The sequence below is a fragment of the uncultured Mobiluncus sp. genome, from assembly GCF_947087965.1.
Taxonomy (GTDB): domain Bacteria; phylum Actinomycetota; class Actinomycetes; order Actinomycetales; family Actinomycetaceae; genus Mobiluncus.
This window is the reverse complement of record NZ_CAMUES010000002.1, coordinates 50,555-70,089: the sequence shown is the minus strand read 5'-3', so window position 1 is coordinate 70,089 and position 19,535 is coordinate 50,555. Positions and strand designations below refer to the sequence as shown.

The following is a 19,535-nucleotide window of genomic DNA, read 5'->3' as shown; positions in this document are numbered from 1 at the left end:
TTAGGCCTCCTCGGGTTTCCCGGTCGTTTCGCCCAGAACTGTCAGGATGAGCGCGCAGAGATTTTCGGCGCCATGCGTGGTTCCGACCTGAGCTGCCGCCACACGCATGGCCGCGTTCTGCTCCGGGTCTAGCAGACGCACCAGCAGTTCGGCAGCCGCCTGCTCGGTCAGTTGTTTTTGGTCGAGTAGGAACGCCCCCGCGGCGTTAACGACCCCTTGTGCGTTCAAGGCTTGTTCCCCATTGCCAATGGGCAGGGGCACATAAAGGGTAGGAATCGCCAAGGCGGTGTTTTCCGCGACGGTTGCCGCCCCCGCTCGACACACCACACAGTCAGCTAGAGCCAAACCGTAGTGCATCTCGGTGAGGTAGTCTCGCACTTGGTAACGCCGCTCCAGGTGATGTTCAGCGACGAAGTCCTGGACAGGACCGTCCTTGCCTTTCCCGGTCAGGTGAATGACCTGGGCAGTCGGGTTTTCCTGGAACACCCGCAAAAGCGCGCCGGGCAAGACTTCGTTGAGGCGCTGCGCCCCCAGGGAGCCTCCGGTAATCAGCACCGTGGGGTGGGAAGCCGGCAAACCAAAAAATTCGGCAGCTTCAGCTCGCGCCGCGTCCCTGGTCAGGGGCATTTCTAGCTGACGGGCCAGTTCGAGAATACTGGGGCGCAGGGGCAGACCGACGACGCGAGTCTCGCCGTGTTTTGCTTTCAGCCCGGTTCCCTCAAAAGTCAGGCCCACCCCGGCCGCATAGCGTGACCCTACCCGGTTGGCGAGCCCTGGGCGAGCGTTTTGTTCATGAATGACGATAGGAATGCCCGAGCGTTTTGCCGCAAAGTACACGGGAGTGGAAACGTAGCCGCCAAAGCCCACTACCAGCCGCACCCCCCGCGCTTGGAAAGTATCGCGTAGCGAAGCCACCACGTGACGCATCCGAACCGGCAAACGAACCAAATCCGAACTGGGGCGACGTGGCATCGGCAGGCGGGGAATAGTTAACAGTTCATAGCCAGCAGCAGGGACCAGTTCGCTTTCCAGGCCCTCGGAAGTACCTACTACCAGAGGCTCGAAGTCCAATTCGGTGGACTGTAGCGCGGCAATAGTCGCCAGCAAAGGGTTCACGTGTCCCGCGGTACCGCCGCCAGCGAAAACAATGACCGGTTTCGAGATGTCACTCACACCCTCAACTTTAGCGTGTTTTGTCCGGGAACATTTTCAGGAGCACGATCGCCGTGGCGGTTATCAGCAAAGTTTTCCCCGGGTTTCCGCGCCGCACCAGCATCGGAAAGTAAACGTTTACCGGTGCATCCGTCCGGGCAGCAAAACGGCTGCGCCGCGCCGCAGGGGACGCAACCGGGCTTTTAGCGCCGCATCCGCCCCTGGTTCAGCGCGTGCAAAACACATCATCATGCCCATCGCTGCCATGATGGACAGCAGGGAGGAACCTCCGGAGGAAATCAACGGCAAGGGCACCCCAATAATCGGGAGCAGGCCAACGACAGCTCCGATATTGATGATGGCTTGGGAAAAAATCCAGCCCATCATGCCGGCCACGGTGTAGCTCACGAATTGATTTGTCTCTGAGTTCATCAGCCGCATCATCGTCAGGCACAGTACCACGAACAAACCCAGAACCAGGAAAGTGCCCAAAATCCCGAATTCCTCGCCCAAAATAGCGAAAATGTAGTCCGTATCCGCTTCGGGCAGGTAGGACCATTTTTCCCGGCTGGCACCCGGTCCGACCCCGGTCAATCCCCCGGTGGCCAAGGACCACAAGCCGTGTTGTCGCTGGTAGCCGATGCCGGTGGGGTCGGTGGTGGAGGCGTCCATAAAGCCAAAGACCCGCCGGCGGCGGTTAGCTGAACTCATGACTGCCAAAGTGACCCCAAAAATGCCTAGCAAGACGATGCCCGCAAGGTAGCGCCAGGGAATCCCCGCTACGAAAATCGCCGACAAAATGAGCGCTGCCATTACCATCGCGGTACCCAAATCCCGCCCAATCATGACCAAACCCAGCGACCCCACTGCTGGCACGCCCGCGTTGATGAGCCAACGTTTCTTGTCCCGGGCCTCCCGCAGTTCCGGATCTGCCAAGACCCTCCCCAACGCGACAGCCAAAGCCAACTTCATAAACTCGGAAGGTTGAATGGTAATGACACCACCGAGGTTAATCCAGTTCGTGTTACCGCCCGCGGACGCGCCGTGCATACCCGGAACGAACACCATAATCTGCAGCAGCCACGCCGCCCCCAAAAACCACCAGGTCCACTTTTGATAAAAAGTCAGCGGAACTCTGGAGGCGATAAACAGAACCAGCAGCGCCGCCACGTAAATGAGCGAACGTTTTCCAAAGGACAGGAACGGATTCACCCCGCTTTCCAAGGCGGTGATGGTCGAGGCGGAAAACACCAGGATAAAACCGATGATGAACAGCAGCAGGGTGGTGACCAAAATGAGGTAGTAGCTCAGAACCGGTTGGTTCTTCCACCCTTCGGACAGGACCCGCAGAGCGGATTTTTTCTGGCTTGGCGTTGCGGACTGGGCTGAGTTGGCGTCAACCAGGGTGGGCGTCGAGTTTCGCGGGGAAAGCGTTGCCAGTTTCGTGTCCCGAGGTGCCTCAGGAGCCTTGTTCCTCCCCACCATCTTGGTTCTCCCCCAGTTTCCGCGCTGCCTGAGCAAATTGGTCGCCGCGCTCGTGATAGTTGTTGAACTGATCCCACGAGGCACACGCCGGAGCCAGTAGCACGGTATCCCCCGGAACGGCTAAAGCTCGCGCCTCTAGAAGCGTCCTTTCCATAAGATTGTCCCCCGGAGCGACCCGTTTCAGAGGGATTCCCGCGCCGTTTTCAGCAAATGCGCTCTCAAAAGGCTCCGGGTCCAGGCCAATCAGTACGGCGGCTTTCACTTTCGGGGCGGCTATCTGCACCAGAGCGTGGAAGTCTTGGCCTTTCGCGTCTCCCCCGACAATCCACACGGCGCGTTTCTCGTCAATGTCACGCAGCGAAGCTGCCGCCGCGTGCGTATTCGTAGCTTTGGAGTCGTCGATATAGGTCACGCCCCCGAACGTGCCGACCACGGCACGGCGATGCTTCGCCAGCTCAAACTCGAGAATTCCGCGGCGCACCCATTCGGGCTGCAAACCGTAGGCCCGCGCCAGTCCGGCCGCGGCCAAAGTATCCGCCAACAGTGCCGATGTCGGCACTTTCGCTCCGCTCAAGTGTTCCAGGTCGGCAAACGTTGCCAGTTCCAGTGCCTGAGTTTCGTTGTGTTCCCCAAAAGCCCGGTCCACGATGACGTCCTCAATCACGCCCAGGAAACCCGGAGCGGGAATACCCGGAGTCAAACCAATGCACTTTTCCGGGGGAAAGCCCTCGTCTTGAACGAAACGTTTACTGAGTACCTTGGTCGGCAGTTCCTCGGTGGCGGGATACAGAGCGGCACGCTGCACCCCGCTGTAGACCTTCGACTTGTCCCAAGCGTAGTCGTCGGCGCTACCGTGCCAGTCAAGGTGATCGGGGGCAAAGTTGAGCCACACGGAGGCCCAGGGCTTCAGGCTGTACGTGGAATGCAGCTGTGCCGAAGACAACTCCACCGCCAGCGCGTCCACAGCGCCTTCGGCCGCGACTTCAACTATGGGCGTGCCGTAGTTACCCACCGCGGTCGCCACCACACCGCCGGTGATGAGCATCTGCGCCAACATCCCAGTCGTGGTAGTTTTCCCGTTCGTGCCCGTAATGCACATCCACTTGCAGTTACGGTTACCGATGGCTTCCTGGATTTGCCAGGCTAACTCGACTTCTGACCATATGGGGGCGCTGGCCTCGGGAAGGCGATACATGGGATTATGCGGGGCAATCCCCGGGGAAACCACGAAAAGTTTGTGTCCGTTCCCGGCAGCCGCCTCACCTTGGAACTGTTCGCCACTGGCAGTGCAATAGTCGACCCGATCGCCGAGTTCCTCCCGGGCCTGTTCCACAGCATCTGGGTTCACATCGTAGCAGGTCACATGCGCTCCGAGAGTGGCCAGTACGGCGGCGGCGGCGCGCCCCGACTTTCCCAGGCCCAACACACCAATGGAGGCGCCGGTAAATTGCGTATCTTTCACAGCTTCATCACCCAATCGAAATAGAACAGTCCTACCCCAGCGGCAGCCATCAGCCCGGCAATAATCCAAAACCGCACGACCACGGTAATCTCTTTCCAGCCCAACAGTTCAAAGTGGTGATGAATTGGGGCCATCTTAAACACGCGCTTGTGAGTGGCTTTAAAGAACCCGACCTGAATAATGTCGCTGATAACTTCCATCACGAACAGGCCACCGATAATGATTGCCAGGAACTCGGTGTGGGTGAAAATCGACACCCCCGCCAGAATACCGCCCAGCGCCAGCGAGCCGGTGTCGCCCATAAAAATACGCGCTGGTGAGGCATTCCACCACAAAAATCCAATCAGGGCGCCGACCACAGCCGCACAGAATAATGCAATATCCAGCGGGTCGCGGATTTCTGAGTAACACGCGGGGGCGCTGGTACCCTCGATGCCGCAGCGCTGCGAGAACTGCCAGTAGGACATCAAGGTATAGCCACCAAACACGAAAATCGAAGTTCCGGTCGCTAAACCGTCCAGACCGTCCGTCAGGTTAACCGCGTTAGACCAGGCCGCCACCAGGAAGTTCGCCCAAATCAGGAACAGCACGACCCCCAGACCGAAACCGGCGAAAGCCAAATCCAGGTTCGTGTCCCTGATGACAGAAATTTTCGTGGAGGCGGGGCTCAAGCCGCGCAAGTTCTCAAACCCCAGGGCCAGGCCGGAGAATATGGATCCCACCGCCAGCTGACCGAGGATTTTGCCGGTTGGGTTCAATCCCAAGGAACGGTGCTTAGAAATTTTAATCCAGTCGTCCAACCAGCCGATGAACCCCAGTCCGACCAGCAAAAATATGAGAATTAGGGACGAAGCGCTGGGGCCTTTGCCGCTGGTGATGGCCTGGTGAATATGACCCGCTCCCCACCCGATAATGATGGCGAGGATAATGATGACCCCGCCCATAGTGGGTGTGCCGCGCTTCGTGTAGTGCGCGGTCGGACCGTCCTGGCGAATAAACTGACCGAATTGCTTATTGACCAGCCACTTCGCATAGAACGGGGTGACCAGTAGCGAGAATAACAGGGCGATAAAGCCAGCTGTCAATACCGCAGTCATCGGACGCGGCCCCTTTCTTCAATTTCTTGAGCCAGTTTCCACAGTCCCGAACCATGCGAACCTTTGACCAAGATTAAGTCACCAGGACGCACAATCTCCTGCAACAACCGACCGGCAGCGGTGGCATCCATAACCTGATGGCTTTCCCCGTCACGTTTCAGTGCCGAATAGGCGCTTTCGATGTGTTTCGCCATGGGACCGACCGTCAGCAGGACCGAAATTCCGAGGTTCGCGGCGTAACGTCCGATTTCTCCGTGCAGCTGCGGGGCGGTTTCGCCCAGTTCCAGCATGTCTCCCAGGACGATGACCACGCGCCGGGTGGCTCCCGATTTCGCAATCACGTCCAAAGCGGCACGCACCGAGTCCGGGTTCGCGTTATATGCGTCGTCTATGAGGTCCACTCCGTCCGCCAAATGCACCAGGTTCATGCGGTGTTCGCTGACTGGAGTGGCTTTTGACAACACGGCCGCAATTTCAGCGGGAGTCATGCCCGCGACATGCGCAATAGCCGCGGCCGCCAACGCGTTAGCGACGTGATGGGCACCGAGGAGCTGTAGCTGAACCGGGGCGCTACCGGCGGGAGTGTGCAGCAGGAAGCTGCCCCGCGAAGCCTCGTCCAGGCGCAAGTCGGTGATGCGCACCGGGGTATTCTTTTTTGTCGAAAAGTACATGAGGCGTCCCGAAGTCCGCCCGCTCATCGCTTCCACACGCGGGTCATCCGCGTTCAAAATGGCCATGCCTGAGGGCCCCAGGTTTTCCAGGATGGTAGCCTTCTCGGCTGCCAGGGCCTCAACCGAAGAATACGACTCCAGGTGCGCCACCCCCACCATCAAAACCAGAGCCACATCCAGGGGAGCAATATCGGTCAGGTAGGCAATGTCGCCGGGTTGCGAAGCGCCCATTTCCAATACCAGGTACTCGGTCGCGGCGTCAGCTTCCAGAACCGTGAGCGGCAGGCCAACCTCGTTGTTGAACGATGCTACGGGGGCGACAGTGGCGCCTTTGGTGGATAAAAGCTGTTTCGTCAGGTCCTTGGTGGTGGTTTTGCCGGCAGAACCGGTGATTCCGATGACAAGTTTCAGTTGGCCGGTTCCCTCGCGGACTTGGGCACGCAGTTGACGCAGATGCGCCTGAGCCAATCGCCCCAGAGCATACTGCGGGTCGGGGACCTGCAATACAGTCAATTGGTTCAATTCGTCCTCGGTAGCCCACCCCTGGTCCAGAATCTCTGCGCGATCGCGGCTGACGATGGCGACTCTGCCTCCGCGGCGAGCCACGGACCCCAGGAAGTGATGCCCGTCAGTATTTTCTCCGGGCAGCGCCACAAAGACATCACCCGTACTGACCAGCCGCGAATCGGTATGTACTCTGCCTTGAATCCGAGTCGAGTTTTCCCCAGGTTCTATACCAATCGCCTCACATATGGCGTCTAGGGTCATATTTATCAAAGGTGGACTCCTTCAAAAGGCCAACAAATCGGCTTTAATCTTATCTCACGCCGGCTCCGGTCAGAAAAGGGGTCAGCTCCGCTTCGCTAGAGCCTCGCGAGCGACCACCCGGTCGTCAAGCTCATACTGCCCTTCGGGCGTAAACATGATGGGTTCGTGACCCCGCCCCGTAATAACAACGGTATCCTCGGGACGAGCGTCCAAAATGGCTCGCTCAATCGCCATCTCGCGGGGGGCAATCTCCACAAATTTATCTTCATAGCCCTTCATGCCCGCCATGACGTCCCGGCGAATCCCGCTCGGTTCCTCCTCGTGAATGTCCCCGTCCGTAAGGTAAGTGAAATCCGCCAGCTCGGCAGCAATTTGACCCAAAATCGGCCGTTTGCCCGGATCGCGCTGCCCGTCAGCGCCCATCACCAACAGCAGCCGGCCTTTGGTCGAAATCCGCATGGTGTCCAGCAAAATCTTGGTGGAATCCGGGTTGTGCGCGAAGTCCACAATCACGCGGGGTGCCTCACACAGCAGCTCCATACGTCCCGGCACATCCAGACGGATGGGATTCACGGTCAGGTGGCGCAAAATGTCGCCGTCCAGCTGACGCGGGCTGGGGGACAATCCCGTCACCACCATGACGATGGCCAGGGCGGCATTGATTGCGTTAAACGTACCGGGCATCCGGACCTGCACAGAGGCCTCTTTGCCGTCAAAAGCCCGCAACCGTAGTTCGGTGAAGCCGCCCTCCAACTCGATAATTTTCCCTTGCCAATCAGCCGGCCGACCCGTCAGGGACAGGGTTACAAAATCATGTTGGCCGCCGCGTTCCAATTGCTCAGCCAAGCGCTGACCCCACACGCCGTCAACAATGATGACCTGGCGATCACTGCGCTGCGGGGAAAACAGCGAGGCCTTGGTCTGGAAGTATTGCTCCATGGTGCCGTGGTAATCCAAGTGATCCTGAGACAGGTTCGTAAATCCGGCGCAGGCGAAATGCAGCGGATCCACCCGCCCCATCGCTAAAGCGTGCGAGGATACTTCCACCACCATGTGATGCACATTTTCTTGCACCGTCGTGGCCGCAAAGGCTTGCAGCTGCGGGGCTTGCGGAGTCGTAATGAAAGCGGGGGCGGTTTTCTTGCCCACTGCAGCCTCCACCGTGCCAACCAGGGAGGACAGATGCCCGACCCGATGCAGCATGTGACGCAAAAGATAGGTGGTGGTGGTCTTTCCGTTCGTGCCCGTCACGCCCCACGCACTCAAATGTTTGCAGGGATTATTGAAGGCGACAGAAGCGGCCCGACCAGCTACGGAAGCCACATCGGGAACAATGATAGCGGGGATATCCAAGTCCGCGAGGAATGCCATCCCCGCCGGATCGCTCAACACAGCTCCGGCCCCGCGCGAGGCGGCATCCGCCGCAAACTTGGCGCCATGCACATGGAACCCCGGCATCGCCACAAACAGCTCGCCGCCGCGCACCACCCGGTTATCAATAACCGCACCGCGCACACGGCCGCCGTTACCGTAAACCGTGCCGTCCACGGCTTTTGCTAAATCCGTGACATCGACCCAGGGCAAGCGAAGCAGATCCGGCGCGTAAGGGTCAAAAGCAACTTCCAGAGTCATATTTCTCTAATCTCCAATCGGATACAACTGCGGCTTCGTGTCGGTGGGCGGGATTCCCAGCTCTCTAATCGTAGCCCCCGCAATCTCTTTAAACGCCGGGACCGCGACCACGGATCCGTATATCGAGGCAGAAGGGCGATGCACCACTACGGTGATAACCACGCGGGGATTGTCGGCGGGAAACACCCCAGTAAATGACCCAACGGTCCCGGTTTGCCTGCCGTTAGCCTCAATAATCTGGGTAGTACCGGTTTTCCCCGCCACTGGGTATCCCTCGATTTGGGCATCGGGAGCACCGCCTTTTTGTGAGACGACCCCCTCCATCATGGTTAGCAATTTCCGGGAAGTGTCCTTGGTGTAAACTCTGGTACCCGCGTCTACAGCTTTCTTTTCTACGCTGCCACCAGGCTTCGTCCACGATTCGATGAGGTGGGGTTGCACTTCTACTCCCCCGTTTGCCACGGTCGCGATACCGTTGGTGACCTGCAGAATAGTCGCCGCGATACCTTGGCCGAACATGATGGTGTAGCGTTGGCGACCATCCCATTTCTCGGGGGCGGAGAGCAACCCGGCACTCTCACCAGGCAGTTCGACGCCAGTGGGTTTACCAAAACCAAGTTGTTTCAGCTTTTGATACCTGTCCGTGTCCGTGATTAAGTCACCAACCTGGACAATCCCCACGTTCGACGATTTGGCAATAATCCCCGCCGCTGTCAGAGCATAGGTACCGTGAGCAATGGAGTCCCGAAAACTTTGCCCGTTAGACATGGTGATTTCACCTGGCACGGTAAAAGTGCTGGTGGGCTCCACTTTACCGGCATCGATGACCGCTCCCATCGTATGAACTTTCAGGGTAGAACCCGGCTCGTAAACCGTGGAAACGGCTTTGGAACCACGATTCCGTTCACTGGTTTTCGTAGGTTCTGAGGGGTTAACCGTATCCGTCTCGCACAGAGCGAGGATCTTTCCGGTGCCTACCTCTTGAACTTCCGCCATGACGGATTGCGCCCCGAACTGAGAGCGGGATTTCTCGACCACTTGCTGACAAGTATTTTGCAGGTCCAACAGGATAGTCGTCTTAATGGTTTGTCCCGCAATGGCGTCTTTACGATAGTTATCCTGGACCGGAATAGTTTGTCCCCGCCGGCCAATCTCGGTAAAGTCTTCGCCGTCCACCCCGGCGAGCTTGCTATTTTGGCTCAGTTCCAGCCCGGCTAAACCCACTCCATCAACATCGGTGAAACCGATGATATTGCCGGCCACGTTGCCGTTCGGATAAATCCGTTTCGTGATTTCTTCCGGCTCAATGCCCGGAATCCCCAGCTTCGCAATTTTACGCCAGACCTCGGGAGTCACTTCTTTGGCGATATACACAAAGGTCGAGGGTTTTTTGCCAGGCTGAGCGGTCAGTTTCCCGCCCAGCTCAGCGGGGTCGGTGTCCAAAAGCGGAGCCAGCTTTTTCGCCGCCGCTGCTGGTCCATAAGCCGCGACCTCGGGCCGATCGAATTCGTCATAGATAATCTTCGGCTTGCCTTTCGCGTCTTTCCCCGCGATTTTCGGCTGAAAATAAGTATTGATTTTTACCTGATTAACCCCGATGTTGTAGCGCTTCACGGAGGTCGCCATCTGCCGACCCGAGGAGTCCAAAATATCCCCCCGCTGAGCTTTAATAATGTGGGTGCGGCTACGTTGATCCTGGGCTGCCGCGGCGAGTTCCGGTCCCTGCACCAGTTGCACCACCACCAAGCGGACCGCAAAAATGAACAGCACCGCGATAATGGCCCCCACCAACAGGTTTTTTCGGACTCTACTCACTTGACCAGTTTCGCCCAGCTTTGCCAGGTTTTCACGCTCCCACGCCGTAACCGCGAGGGGTTTAGCTAGGCGCAGTCGCTATCCCCGCCAGCCCTTATTGTGCGGCTTTCCCTGGAATAATCTCTCCGGTCGCCAACGTCACGTAACCCTGTTCGGCTGCCGGAACCAATCCAATTTCCTGCGCTTTCTTTGCCAAGTATTGCGGAGACTGAGCTTCACGCGCCTGGGTCACCAGGTCGGCTTGCTGATCTTGCAGCGCGTTCAACTCGTTTTGCATGGCGTACATATCGTAGGAAGTCATCGCCAACTGGGTATTGATAACCACGGGCACGACCAGCGCGGCGACCAGCATCGCTGCCACCGTCAGCCACATCGGCCAAGTGATGCGCCGCTTTTGAAAAGTCGGGACCAGCTGAAGCTGCGGCCTGGGGGCATTCCGAGCGGGAAGCGGCATCCCGGCAACGCTGCCGGGTTTACGCAATGCCAGGTTGGAAGTAGCTGCGTTAGTCACGTGAGTCTCCTTCGGTTAGGGGGTAAACAGGGTTTTGGGCACGTAGTTTCGTCAAGGTGGGAAAACGTTTTTCCACCGGTTTTTGTTTTGTTTTCACAAGGGTCCCCGCGAGGTTTTCCAGGTAGGGTTCCCGGGTCTTTTCCACGGCACGCAGCCGCAGAGAGGCGGCGCGCGGATTGTCGGCGACCTCAGAGTCATCAGCTAAACGCGAGCCGTGCGTAAGGTCGCGCAGCCAAGGCTGCGCCTGCTCAGGCAGTACGGGCAATCCCTTGGGCGCCGCCGGATGAATCCCCGTGGCAAAAGCCCGCTTGACCAAGCGATCTTCCAGGGACTGATAGCTTTCGATGACGATGCGTCCGCCGACCCGCACTGTTGACAGCGCTTTCGCCAGGAAACGTTCCAAGTCGCCTAGCTCATCGTTGACCGCCACTCGCAAGGCTTGGAATGTGCGCTTCGCCGGGTTCCCTCCACTGCGACGAGCCGGGGCAGGAATTGTGTCGCGGATAATCTCCACGAGCTGACCCGAAACTTGCAACGGCTGGTCCAGACGGGCCTTCACGATAGCTTTCGCGATGGGCCACGAGAACTTTTCTTCGCCGTATGTGTGGAGCACCGCGGCGATTTCTTCCGCTTCAGCCAGGTTCAGGAAGTCGGCGGCGGTAAAACCTGCGGTTTGGTCCATCCGCATATCCAGCGGTGCTTCGGGTTGGGCATAAGCAAAACCGCGCTCCGCCTCGTCCAGCTGCAGTGACGAAACCCCCAAATCTGCCAAAATCCCGTCCACTTGGCTCAGACCGTGCTGCGCCAATATGCAATCCAGTTCCCCGTAGGTTGTGCCGGCGATGCTGAGGCGATTCGCAAAAGCACTGAGTCGGGACGCCGCCAAACGCCGAGCCTGCGGGTCGCGGTCGATACCGATAATGCGCAGTTGCGGGTGGCGCTCCAACAGATATGCGCTGTGTCCCCCCAGACCAAGAGTGGCGTCAACCAAAACGGGACCCTGGATACTGCGAAAATCAGCGGTGGAGGAAAGTGGGGTGGCCGCGTCCGGCGCAAAATCCAAAGCGGGCGTCAATAAATCAGCGCACACCTCAGCCAGCACCGGCTGGTGGATTTCGGCAACTGATTTCACGTTTCTTCCTTTTTCATGGGGTAACCCCCGTTTTTCTAGCGACTCCCGCGTTAGCCAGGTTTCCCACCGTGTCTGCCTGCGGGGAAGAGCATTCAGAATCGGTAGGACACCAAACCCACGCGGGTTTATGCAGTTATGCGCGAGTTTCCTCACAGCAGTCCCGGAAGGATTTCTTCCGAAACTTCCGAGAAGTCCTCCTCGGCGGCAGCCAAGAATTCGTTCCAGGTCTTCAGGTCCCAAATCTCCACGCGGGAACCCGCTCCGAAAACCGCCAGGTCACGACCCAGTCCGGCATACTCACGCAGGGCGGGCGGAATGTTAATCCGTCCTTGCTTATCCGGGATTTGATCGCTCGCCCCGGACAGCAGCACACGCGAAAAGTTCCGCGCCTGCTTGTGGGTGATGGGAGCCTGGCGAAGTTCCGTATACAGGGTTTGGAACTCGCCAGTCTCAAACGCATAAACGCAGTGGTCCTGACCCTTGGTCAAAACCACTCCGCCTGCGAGTTGCTCCCGAAAACGGGCAGGCAGTATCAGGCGACCCTTGTCGTCGAGCTTTGGCTCGTAGGTCCCTAAGAACACAACCTTCCCTTTCACCCTCAGCGTGATGCTGATTTTTGACCCGATACCGTTACGGTTTTCGTTACACCCCACTTTACTCCACTTTCATCCACAAATTTGCAAAAACGCGACAAATTTTGCATTTTTAGCAAATTATTTATTGGAAATTCAGAGAATTCTTAAGTGGAGGAAGATTTTACAATGAGCGGCTTCCAGAGCTGACGAAAGCGCTAACGAGAAACAAAAAACCGGTTACCGAAAATCGGTAACCGGATGAGACAGGTGAGTCAGAGACTCGGAATCGGGAATCGAAACGGACTACTCGCCGTGCTGACGGCGTTCCCACCGCTCATTTTGACGATCCATAAAGGACCCTCGCGAGGCGGGCGCACCAGCGGGCTGTCCGTGAGGAGTCGGTTTCGACGCGGGAGATTTTGAGCCAAGCCCGAAGATTTTTAAAAACCCCAGGACGATAACCACGAACCCCAGTACCCCGATAGCGGTACCCAAGAATTCCATACCTTTCAAGTAGGGCGTGGCGATGAGTCCTCCGACCAGAACTACTGCCCCAATCAAAACCAGAACGACCCCGAAAGCAACCTGACGAGAACGGCTCGCCGTGGATTCACCGACCTTTGTGGAGGTCTGGCGCATTCTATCGGCCATCTTGGGATCTTCGTTGTGGAGCTGGGCCTCCATCTGCGCCAGGACTTGCTTTTCATAGTCCGACAATGCCATGACCATGTCCTTTCAATGCGCGGCCGAGGAACGCACCCCAAAACCAAAACGGACGTGTTAACACAAACTAGTTTACCTGCTTTTACCCTCATCGCGCCACATGGGTCTGTGCACGAGTTCTTCGAAACTCGATAAACAGAACTTTTTACTGGTTTAATTGGGTTATGCAAGCGTTGATTATCGGCCTGTGGTGGATTGTGGCACTAGTGATTGCTGTGGTCCTCATTTATAGAGCGCGCCCTCAGAGCAGCGTGGAGTACTACCGCATTCAAGCGTATATCAAAGAAGTTGAGCCTCTCACCGAGAATGATACCATGCGCACCCTGCCTTACGAGGTCACCGTGCTGTTGCCTTTTTTGGATCCCAACGAAGCCAACACGTACTACTACCTGACCTTGAACCCGGAAGACCTCCACATCGGTCGGGCTCGGACCTGCGCCCGCTACCATCTTCCGCTGCCAGCGTGGGTTTCTGCTGTTGATCCGCGTGACATACGTTTCGAGAACTCTCACTCTTGGAACACGGATACCATCATCAACGCGGTCTTGCTCCTGGTCGCACAGTTCATCATGACGGGCACCTGCCTGTTCAACATGGAACTCATCACGAATTCAGACCCCTATTTCGTACTCCTGTTCCCGCCCACGATACTGTTCTTTGCCTTTGCTACCCTCTACGGGTTCCTGCGTTTCGGACAAGCTGCCAGGGTGTGGGTACGCGTGGCCTCCGACCCAGCCACCGCACCGGCATCTATCAGCGGAATCCGACGCATCAACAGCCATGCCGGTCACCCCGGTGGTTTCGAAGTGTCGCTCATGTGGGCTCCCCTGGGAATGCCCGCACAGTACGGAAAAGTGCGGATTCCCGGCTTCCAGCGCCGCACCATCCTGCTGCTGCAAAAACTGGTGCGAAACCAACTGGAGGAAGAATCGAAAGGAGTGTGGCGCGTCACCCCGGGAGTCCCGCAGGACCAGACTCAACCTCACACCGCAGTTTCCGAACTGCACACTCCCGAAGGACCCACGACGGTGAAAATCACCGCCCTGCCAGCAAACGATCCTCGCTTCGACCCGCGCCCTCCGAAAGTGCGCGCAGCGGCGGAAAAAGCCCGTCTGAAGCGTGAGGCGGAACTGTTGGCGCAACGCGAAGCCTTTGAACGTGCCACGGCACGAGCCCGGATTGAGGAAGCTAACCGGGCGGAACTCGGTAGCGAAGAGAACAGTCTCGATGAGGTCGCCGCCCAGGGTCCCCAAGCGTGGTACTACCCGATGAACCCCTCGCGGGTAAACCTGGTGGGAATCGGCACGGATCCGGGGAATCGCTCGAACCTGATTGGACCAGGCATCGGTTGGCTCTGCGTTGCTTTAGTGGCCGGGATGACTGTAGCATGGCTCGGCTTTATCAATCCCAACATTATGTTCCCGGTTTACGAAGCCCCTTCCGGTGATCAGCCACTGGGGAGCTGGACTCGCTAATTATCCGGCATTCTAAGGGTTTATCGGCAGGTTTAATCCTCCGGGGTGTCGCGGCGATGCCGACCCCGGCGGGGACGCAACTGTTCGATGTTGCGTTTTTCGTAAGGTGTGTCGCGCAGGGACGAAATCCCGGAAGCATCGCCCACTGGAGGTAATTCTTCGTCAAGATTTGAGAGTTTCGCCCCGCGATTCAGCCGGTCTGTGCGCTTCAAAAATTCTTCGAGGCGAGCTCCTAATTCCTCGGCGGTGGGCAGCGGTTCTTCGGGAGTCTCAATAATCGCCATCGGTTCGGCTTCGTCAAAATGCTGTTCCAGTATCTCGACGATGTGTTCGGCTTCCTCAGACTGTTCCACCATCTGGTTGATTTGTCCCAAAGTGAGGGTGGAAGCGGCTTCGATGTCTCCCACCGGCAGTGCCAAGCCGGTCTTGGCTGCCACCGCTGACATCAGCGCCGCGGCCGCCGGCGGGTAGTCCCCTTCTGCCAAGTAATACGGTACCGCCGCAATGATACCTCCCGCGTCCAGACCGGTTTGTCCCAGGGTGAATTCGATGAGCTGATCCATCCCTGCCGGCAGCAGCATTTCGCCAACCATCTTGGGCTGTTTGGGCAAGCTCTCCGAACGCGACCCGTGCATATGCACCGGAGTGGGCCGCGTGTGAGGCACCCCCGCCGGCATTCCGGTCACGCCTACCGTCTGGCGCACTCCCAAGCGTCGGACAATTTCTCGGATGGTGTCCAAGAACAGATTCCATTGGGCATCCGGTTCCGGTCCGTGCAATACCAAGAAATTCCGGTCGTTGTCGTCGCTGAGCAATTCCAGACGAATTTCGGGCATCTCCACTTCGGTAAACTTCCAGTCTGAAAAACTCAGCCAGGGTCGATGGGAACGAAAATCCACCAATTTATCGGAGTTAAATGTCGCAATAGTCTGATGTGGGAGAGCTTCCATCAGGTTCTCTAGCATACCCCGCCCGGAATGCCCGGCGTCCATCGCCCCGTTGAGGTGATGTAGCATAACGTCGGCGTGGCCGCTCAGGTCCGCGCCGGGCGCTAATAAGGTATCAAATTTGTCTGCGTCCATTTTTCCCTCGAAAAGTTCAACCCCTAAATGTTATCAAGACTTTTCCCCAATTCGCTCCCGGTAAATCTTTTGGGGCATAATTGATTACCCTTTTAATGCCCCGAGGAGAGATAAATTGGCTGACGCAACGGTGCCGTCGTCCTGGCAATCCGAGATTGCCAAAGAGCAAGCTTTCGTTGACCGCGCCTATAAAACCCTCGATGAACTGCGGGTCTATTACCGTCGACGACAGGACGAGGTCGCTGCGGAAATGAGTTCTAACCCCTCTGCCAGGGCCGACCGCGACGCCTTGGCGGCGCATTACGGAGACGAAGCCACCCGCCTAGAAAGCGTGGAAAATCGCCTGGTCTTTGGCGGTTTAGACCTGGAGGACGGAACCAGTTTCCACATTGGCCGCGTAGGTTTGCGAGACTTTGATGCGACCGATGCCGAGGCACCGGCTCTCGGTACTCCGGCACTTTCTCCCACCGAGAACCCTTCCGACAACCCTCTGGAAACACCGGCCGCGTTGGAAAAACTTGAGGAAAAACCTGGTGAAGGCGTGTCTCGCCAACTGTTGGTGGATTGGCGAGCGAAAGTCGCCCAACCGTTCTATCAAGCCACGGCAGTAGCCCCGATGGGGGTGTGGAAGCGGCGACACGTTGCCACCAGTTTGCGCGAAGTGGTGGGCGTGGAGGATGAGCTGTTAGCTTCCGGTGCCGAAACCGACGCCGCCCAGACGGCGTCACTGCAGGGTGAGGGTGCTTTGATGGCTGCCCTCTCCCGAGCGCGCAGCGGCCAGATGTCCGACATTGTCTCGACGATTCAGGCCGAGCAAGACCGGGTGATTCGTTCCGACCTGAACGCTTTTTTGGTGGTGCAGGGCGGACCGGGCACCGGCAAGACGGCGGTGGCGCTGCATCGGGCTGCTTATCTGCTCTATGCCCACCGGGATCAGCTGGATTCCCAGGGGGTTTTGGTCATTGGTCCCAACCACACATTTTTGCGCTACATTGAGCGGGTGCTTCCCGCCTTAGGCGAGACCGGAGTGGTCAGCCTGACTATCGGGGAATGCTTCCCCGGCGTACACGCCGTGGCGGAACGTCCAGAACTGCGCGCTTTGAAAGGTGATACCCGCTGGATTAAAGTCGCCGCCGCGGCCGTGGCCGATTTGAAGCGTCCTCCTCGCGAGGACCAAATCCTGCAGTTAGACCACGTCCAGCTGAATCTAAGCGCCGCTTTGGTGCGTGAGGCAATGGAAGCCGGTTCGCACGGTGGCTCCACCCACAATCAGCATTGGGCTGCCTACGCCAAATTCCTGGTCCGCGAGTTGACCAAGCTCTATGCCGGCCAGACCCCCACCAAAGAGGACATGGAGTGGATGACCGAGGAAATCCGCGGCTCGGCGGAGGTGCGCCGGGCGGTCAACCGCTGTTACCTGCCCGCGGCTGCCCCTGATTTGTTGGCGCGGCTCTATGCTTATCCGGATTATTTGCAGCGTATCGCCTCGGGAATTTTCACCGCGGAGGAAATCGCCGCGTTGCAACGCCCCAAGACCAGCCCCTTCACGGATGCGGATGTGCCGATTTTGGATGAACTGGCTGAGCTGCTGGGGCCGCTACCGGGAATGACGGATTCCGCGGCACAACGCCACACCCGCGAACAGCGCGAAATCGAGCGGGCGGCGGAGGCTATTGAAGCGATGGATTTGGGCGGAGGGCTCATCAACGCGCGGATGCTGGCGCGGTCAACCCGCGGTGAGGTGAGCCTCTCTCCCCTAGCTCAACGCGCCCGGGCGGACCGTTCCTGGGCTTACGGGCATGTCGTTGTGGACGAGGCACAAGAGCTTTCGCCGATGGACTGGCATCTGCTGCTGCGCCGGTGTCCTTCCCGGTCGTTCACCGTGGTTGGGGACGTCAACCAAGCATCGCAAAGCTGGTCGAACACACCATCGTGGTCCGACCTCTTAGGTCCAGCCATGCGCGCCGCTCCGGTGATGGAGCAGCTCACCATCAACTACCGCACCCCTCGTGCGGTGATGGATCTGGCGCAAAAGGTGCTGGCGGCCAGTCCTGAGAGCGCGGTAGTGCCGCTGCAGTCGGCCCGGGATGTGGCGGGAGCCCTGGCCTTTACCCGGCTGAAGGGCGAACCACGGGCCAACCTGGAGGAACCGGTGTCCGGGGCGGGGAACCTTGTGCCCGTTCTCAGAGACACTCTCCAGGCAGAAACGGCACGTTTGGAAGCGGAAGTCGGTGAGGGGACCGGCAAGCTAGCGATTATCGTCCCCACCGCGGCGCGTTCGTACCTCGCTTCAGCCTTGGGCTTAGAAACCGCCGATGTCATAGCTGAACAGGTGTGTTGCCTGGATTCGCGGGCAGCAAAAGGGCTCGAGTTCGACACGGTCATCTTGGTGGAACCCGCCGTTATCGCCAACCAGTCAGCCGGAGACCTCTACGTGGCGATGACGCGCTGCACGAAACGGATGCATGTCTTGGCCAGCGATTTACCCGCGGGAATGGACTTACCCGCTACCGAGGATTGACGCCAACCCGTGAGACTACCCCTGACATGGGATTTCAGCACCGCACACTTTTGGTCTAGAGTGGTGCTATGACAAAGATACTGCTGCTTGAAAACCCCCACGAAGTCGCCGACAAAGTATTTAGCGACGCAAATGTCCAAGTCGACCGGGTAGACGGCGCTCTGGACGAAAATGACCTGATTAAGGCTCTGCAGGGCTATCAGATGGTCGGGATTCGCTCCAAGACGAACCTGAGCAAGCGAGTTTTCGATGAATGCCCGGACCTGGTCTGCGCCGGGACTTTCACGATTGGCACGAACCAAATCGACCTGCCAGAAGCGGCAAAACACGGAGTGGCAGTATTCAACGCCCCTTACTCCAACACGCGTTCCGTGGCGGAACTGGCCATCGCCGAGATTATCGCGCTGGCCCGTCAGCTGCCGGTGCGTAACTTTCACCTGCAAAACGCCGACTGGCAAAAGACCGCCAAAGGCTCCCACGAGGTGCGCGGCAAGACCCTGGGGATTATCGGCTATTCTTCAACCGGTACCCAACTGTCCATCCTGGCTGAGGCCATGGGCATGAAAGTCCAGTTCTACGACTTGGCAAAGAAGCTGCCCATTGGCAACGCAAAACAGTGCAACTCTCTGGAGGAAGCCCTGCAGGGCGCTGATTTCGTGTCGCTGCACGTGGACGGACGCGCCTCTAACGAAAACATGTTCACCAGGGTACAAATGGCTCAGATGAAGCCCGGAGCGAAACTGTTGAACTTGTCCCGCGGTTTTGTCGTCAACCTCGACGACTTGGCCGAGGCTTTGGATTCGGGCCAAATTGGGGGTTGCGCCATTGACGTGTTCCCCGATGAACCGCGCAAGAATGGCGAGGAGTTCCACTCCCCGATTATGGGCAAAGAAAACACCATTCTCACCCCGCACATCGGCGGGTCTACGCTGGAGGCTCAGGAGGACATCGGCTGGTTCGTGGCCGGGAAACTCTGCACCTACCTGCAGTCCGGTGAAACCGTGATGAGCGTAAACATGCCGAACTTGAGCCTGGAACCGACTGGCAATACCAAGTACCGCATCACTTTAATTCACAAGAATATCCCCGGCGTGATGGCGAAAATCAACCAATTATTCTCTGATGCCGGAGTGAACATCGAAGGTCAGGTCCTGGGTACCAACGGTGAAGTCGGTTACGTTATCGGCGATATTTCCTCCGAGATGCCCAAGGCGGCGCTCGATGAAATCTCTAAATTTGAATCCACGCTGTCCCTGCGTTGCATTCCGATAGAGGGCTTCGTTCGGGACGAAGAAACTGCGGTTAACTAACTCCCCTGACGAACCGAAAAGGCCGGATGGTCGGCGCCTCTGTGAGGAGACTGCGCATCGGGTCAAGATACGTTTAGCTGGCAGAAGTTTCGTCGCGCCGGACGTTTTGTCGGGTTTTCGTCGA

Annotated in this window: 15 protein-coding genes; 3 read left to right on the top strand and 12 right to left on the bottom strand. The window is 58.0% G+C overall.

The genetic code is table 11. The annotated features are described in order from the left end of the window. The 11 genes from Q0V70_RS02380 to Q0V70_RS02330 all read right to left on the bottom strand — a co-directional run bounded on the left by Q0V70_RS02380 (position 1) and on the right by Q0V70_RS02330 (position 13,023). Positions 1-1,173 carry a glycosyltransferase gene (locus Q0V70_RS02380; protein ID WP_297587956.1) on the bottom strand — a complete coding sequence of 391 codons (1,173 nt, stop codon included), beginning with the start codon at positions 1,171-1,173 and terminating at the stop codon, positions 1-3. A 117-nt stretch (positions 1,174-1,290) separates the two neighbouring features. Then, a complete protein-coding gene (locus Q0V70_RS02375; RefSeq protein WP_297587952.1) occupies positions 1,291-2,637 on the bottom strand; it encodes an FtsW/RodA/SpoVE family cell cycle protein in 1,347 nt (448 codons plus the stop codon). Then, positions 2,612-4,099, bottom strand: coding sequence for a UDP-N-acetylmuramoyl-L-alanine--D-glutamate ligase (gene murD / locus Q0V70_RS02370; protein ID WP_297587949.1), 1,488 nt, complete (start codon positions 4,097-4,099; stop codon positions 2,612-2,614). Before murD ends, Q0V70_RS02375 begins: the two co-directional genes overlap by 26 nt. Beyond that, on the bottom strand, positions 4,096-5,196 hold the full coding sequence (gene mraY / locus Q0V70_RS02365) for a phospho-N-acetylmuramoyl-pentapeptide-transferase (protein ID WP_297587946.1): 1,101 nt from the start codon (positions 5,194-5,196) through the stop codon (positions 4,096-4,098). The genes murD and mraY overlap by 4 nt, the downstream gene beginning before the upstream one ends. Continuing rightward, the gene (murF, locus tag Q0V70_RS02360; protein ID WP_366126493.1) at positions 5,193-6,644 is read right to left on the bottom strand and encodes a UDP-N-acetylmuramoyl-tripeptide--D-alanyl-D-alanine ligase; all 1,452 of its coding nucleotides are present in this window, start codon (positions 6,642-6,644) and stop codon (positions 5,193-5,195) included. Before murF ends, mraY begins: the two co-directional genes overlap by 4 nt. A gap of 72 nt (positions 6,645-6,716) precedes the next feature. Next, on the bottom strand, positions 6,717-8,267 hold the full coding sequence (locus tag Q0V70_RS02355) for a Mur ligase family protein (protein WP_297587941.1): 1,551 nt from the start codon (positions 8,265-8,267) through the stop codon (positions 6,717-6,719). A gap of 6 nt (positions 8,268-8,273) precedes the next feature. Further along, positions 8,274-10,082, bottom strand: coding sequence for a penicillin-binding protein 2 (locus tag Q0V70_RS02350; protein WP_297587938.1), 1,809 nt, complete (start codon positions 10,080-10,082; stop codon positions 8,274-8,276). A gap of 94 nt (positions 10,083-10,176) precedes the next feature. After that, the gene (locus Q0V70_RS02345) at positions 10,177-10,593 is read right to left on the bottom strand and encodes a hypothetical protein (RefSeq protein WP_282921482.1); all 417 of its coding nucleotides are present in this window, start codon (positions 10,591-10,593) and stop codon (positions 10,177-10,179) included. Then, complete coding sequence (rsmH, locus tag Q0V70_RS02340) at positions 10,586-11,725, bottom strand: 16S rRNA (cytosine(1402)-N(4))-methyltransferase RsmH (RefSeq protein WP_297587935.1); 1,140 nt, start codon at positions 11,723-11,725, stop codon at positions 10,586-10,588. Before rsmH ends, Q0V70_RS02345 begins: the two co-directional genes overlap by 8 nt. Positions 11,726-11,874: 149 nt before the next feature. After that, positions 11,875-12,306, bottom strand: a complete 432-nt coding sequence (mraZ, locus tag Q0V70_RS02335; protein ID WP_295026900.1) for a division/cell wall cluster transcriptional repressor MraZ — start codon at positions 12,304-12,306, stop codon at positions 11,875-11,877. Between the two features lie 297 nt (positions 12,307-12,603). Continuing rightward, entirely contained in the window at positions 12,604-13,023 is a 420-nt protein-coding gene (locus tag Q0V70_RS02330) for a DUF3040 domain-containing protein (protein ID WP_297587932.1), read from the bottom strand. A 164-nt stretch (positions 13,024-13,187) separates the two neighbouring features. On the opposite strand from Q0V70_RS02330, the gene Q0V70_RS02325 reads away from it, so the two are divergent. Next, positions 13,188-14,498, top strand: a complete 1,311-nt coding sequence (locus Q0V70_RS02325; protein ID WP_297587929.1) for a hypothetical protein — start codon at positions 13,188-13,190, stop codon at positions 14,496-14,498. Between the two features lie 32 nt (positions 14,499-14,530). On the opposite strand, the gene Q0V70_RS02320 is transcribed toward Q0V70_RS02325, so the two are convergent. After that, positions 14,531-15,580 (bottom strand): PAC2 family protein, encoded by a 1,050-nt coding sequence (locus Q0V70_RS02320; RefSeq protein WP_297587926.1) that lies wholly within the window; start codon positions 15,578-15,580, stop codon positions 14,531-14,533. 115 nt (positions 15,581-15,695) lie between these two features. Between Q0V70_RS02320 and Q0V70_RS02315 the strand changes: the two genes are divergently transcribed. Then, a complete protein-coding gene (locus Q0V70_RS02315) occupies positions 15,696-18,101 on the top strand; it encodes an AAA family ATPase (protein WP_297587924.1) in 2,406 nt (801 codons plus the stop codon). A 68-nt stretch (positions 18,102-18,169) separates the two neighbouring features. Continuing rightward, positions 18,170-19,411: a phosphoglycerate dehydrogenase gene (serA, locus tag Q0V70_RS02310; protein ID WP_297587922.1), complete on the top strand. Its 1,242-nt coding sequence runs from the start codon at positions 18,170-18,172 to the stop codon at positions 19,409-19,411. Positions 19,412-19,535 lie beyond the last annotated feature (124 nt).

What these genes read in the sequence shown, in the direction of transcription:
- Q0V70_RS02375 (WP_297587952.1), bottom strand. Translation starts at nt 2,637, where the DNA reads ATGGTGGGGAGGAACAAGGCTCCTGAGGCACCTCGGGACACGAAACTG.
- Q0V70_RS02325 (WP_297587929.1), top strand. Translation starts at nt 13,188, where the DNA reads ATGCAAGCGTTGATTATCGGCCTGTGGTGGATTGTGGCACTAGTGATT.
- serA (WP_297587922.1), top strand. Translation starts at nt 18,170, where the DNA reads ATGACAAAGATACTGCTGCTTGAAAACCCCCACGAAGTCGCCGACAAA.
- Q0V70_RS02320 (WP_297587926.1), bottom strand. Translation starts at nt 15,580, where the DNA reads ATGGACGCAGACAAATTTGATACCTTATTAGCGCCCGGCGCGGACCTG.
- Q0V70_RS02330 (WP_297587932.1), bottom strand. Translation starts at nt 13,023, where the DNA reads ATGGCATTGTCGGACTATGAAAAGCAAGTCCTGGCGCAGATGGAGGCC.
- mraY (WP_297587946.1), bottom strand. Translation starts at nt 5,196, where the DNA reads ATGACTGCGGTATTGACAGCTGGCTTTATCGCCCTGTTATTCTCGCTA.
- Q0V70_RS02355 (WP_297587941.1), bottom strand. Translation starts at nt 8,267, where the DNA reads ATGACTCTGGAAGTTGCTTTTGACCCTTACGCGCCGGATCTGCTTCGC.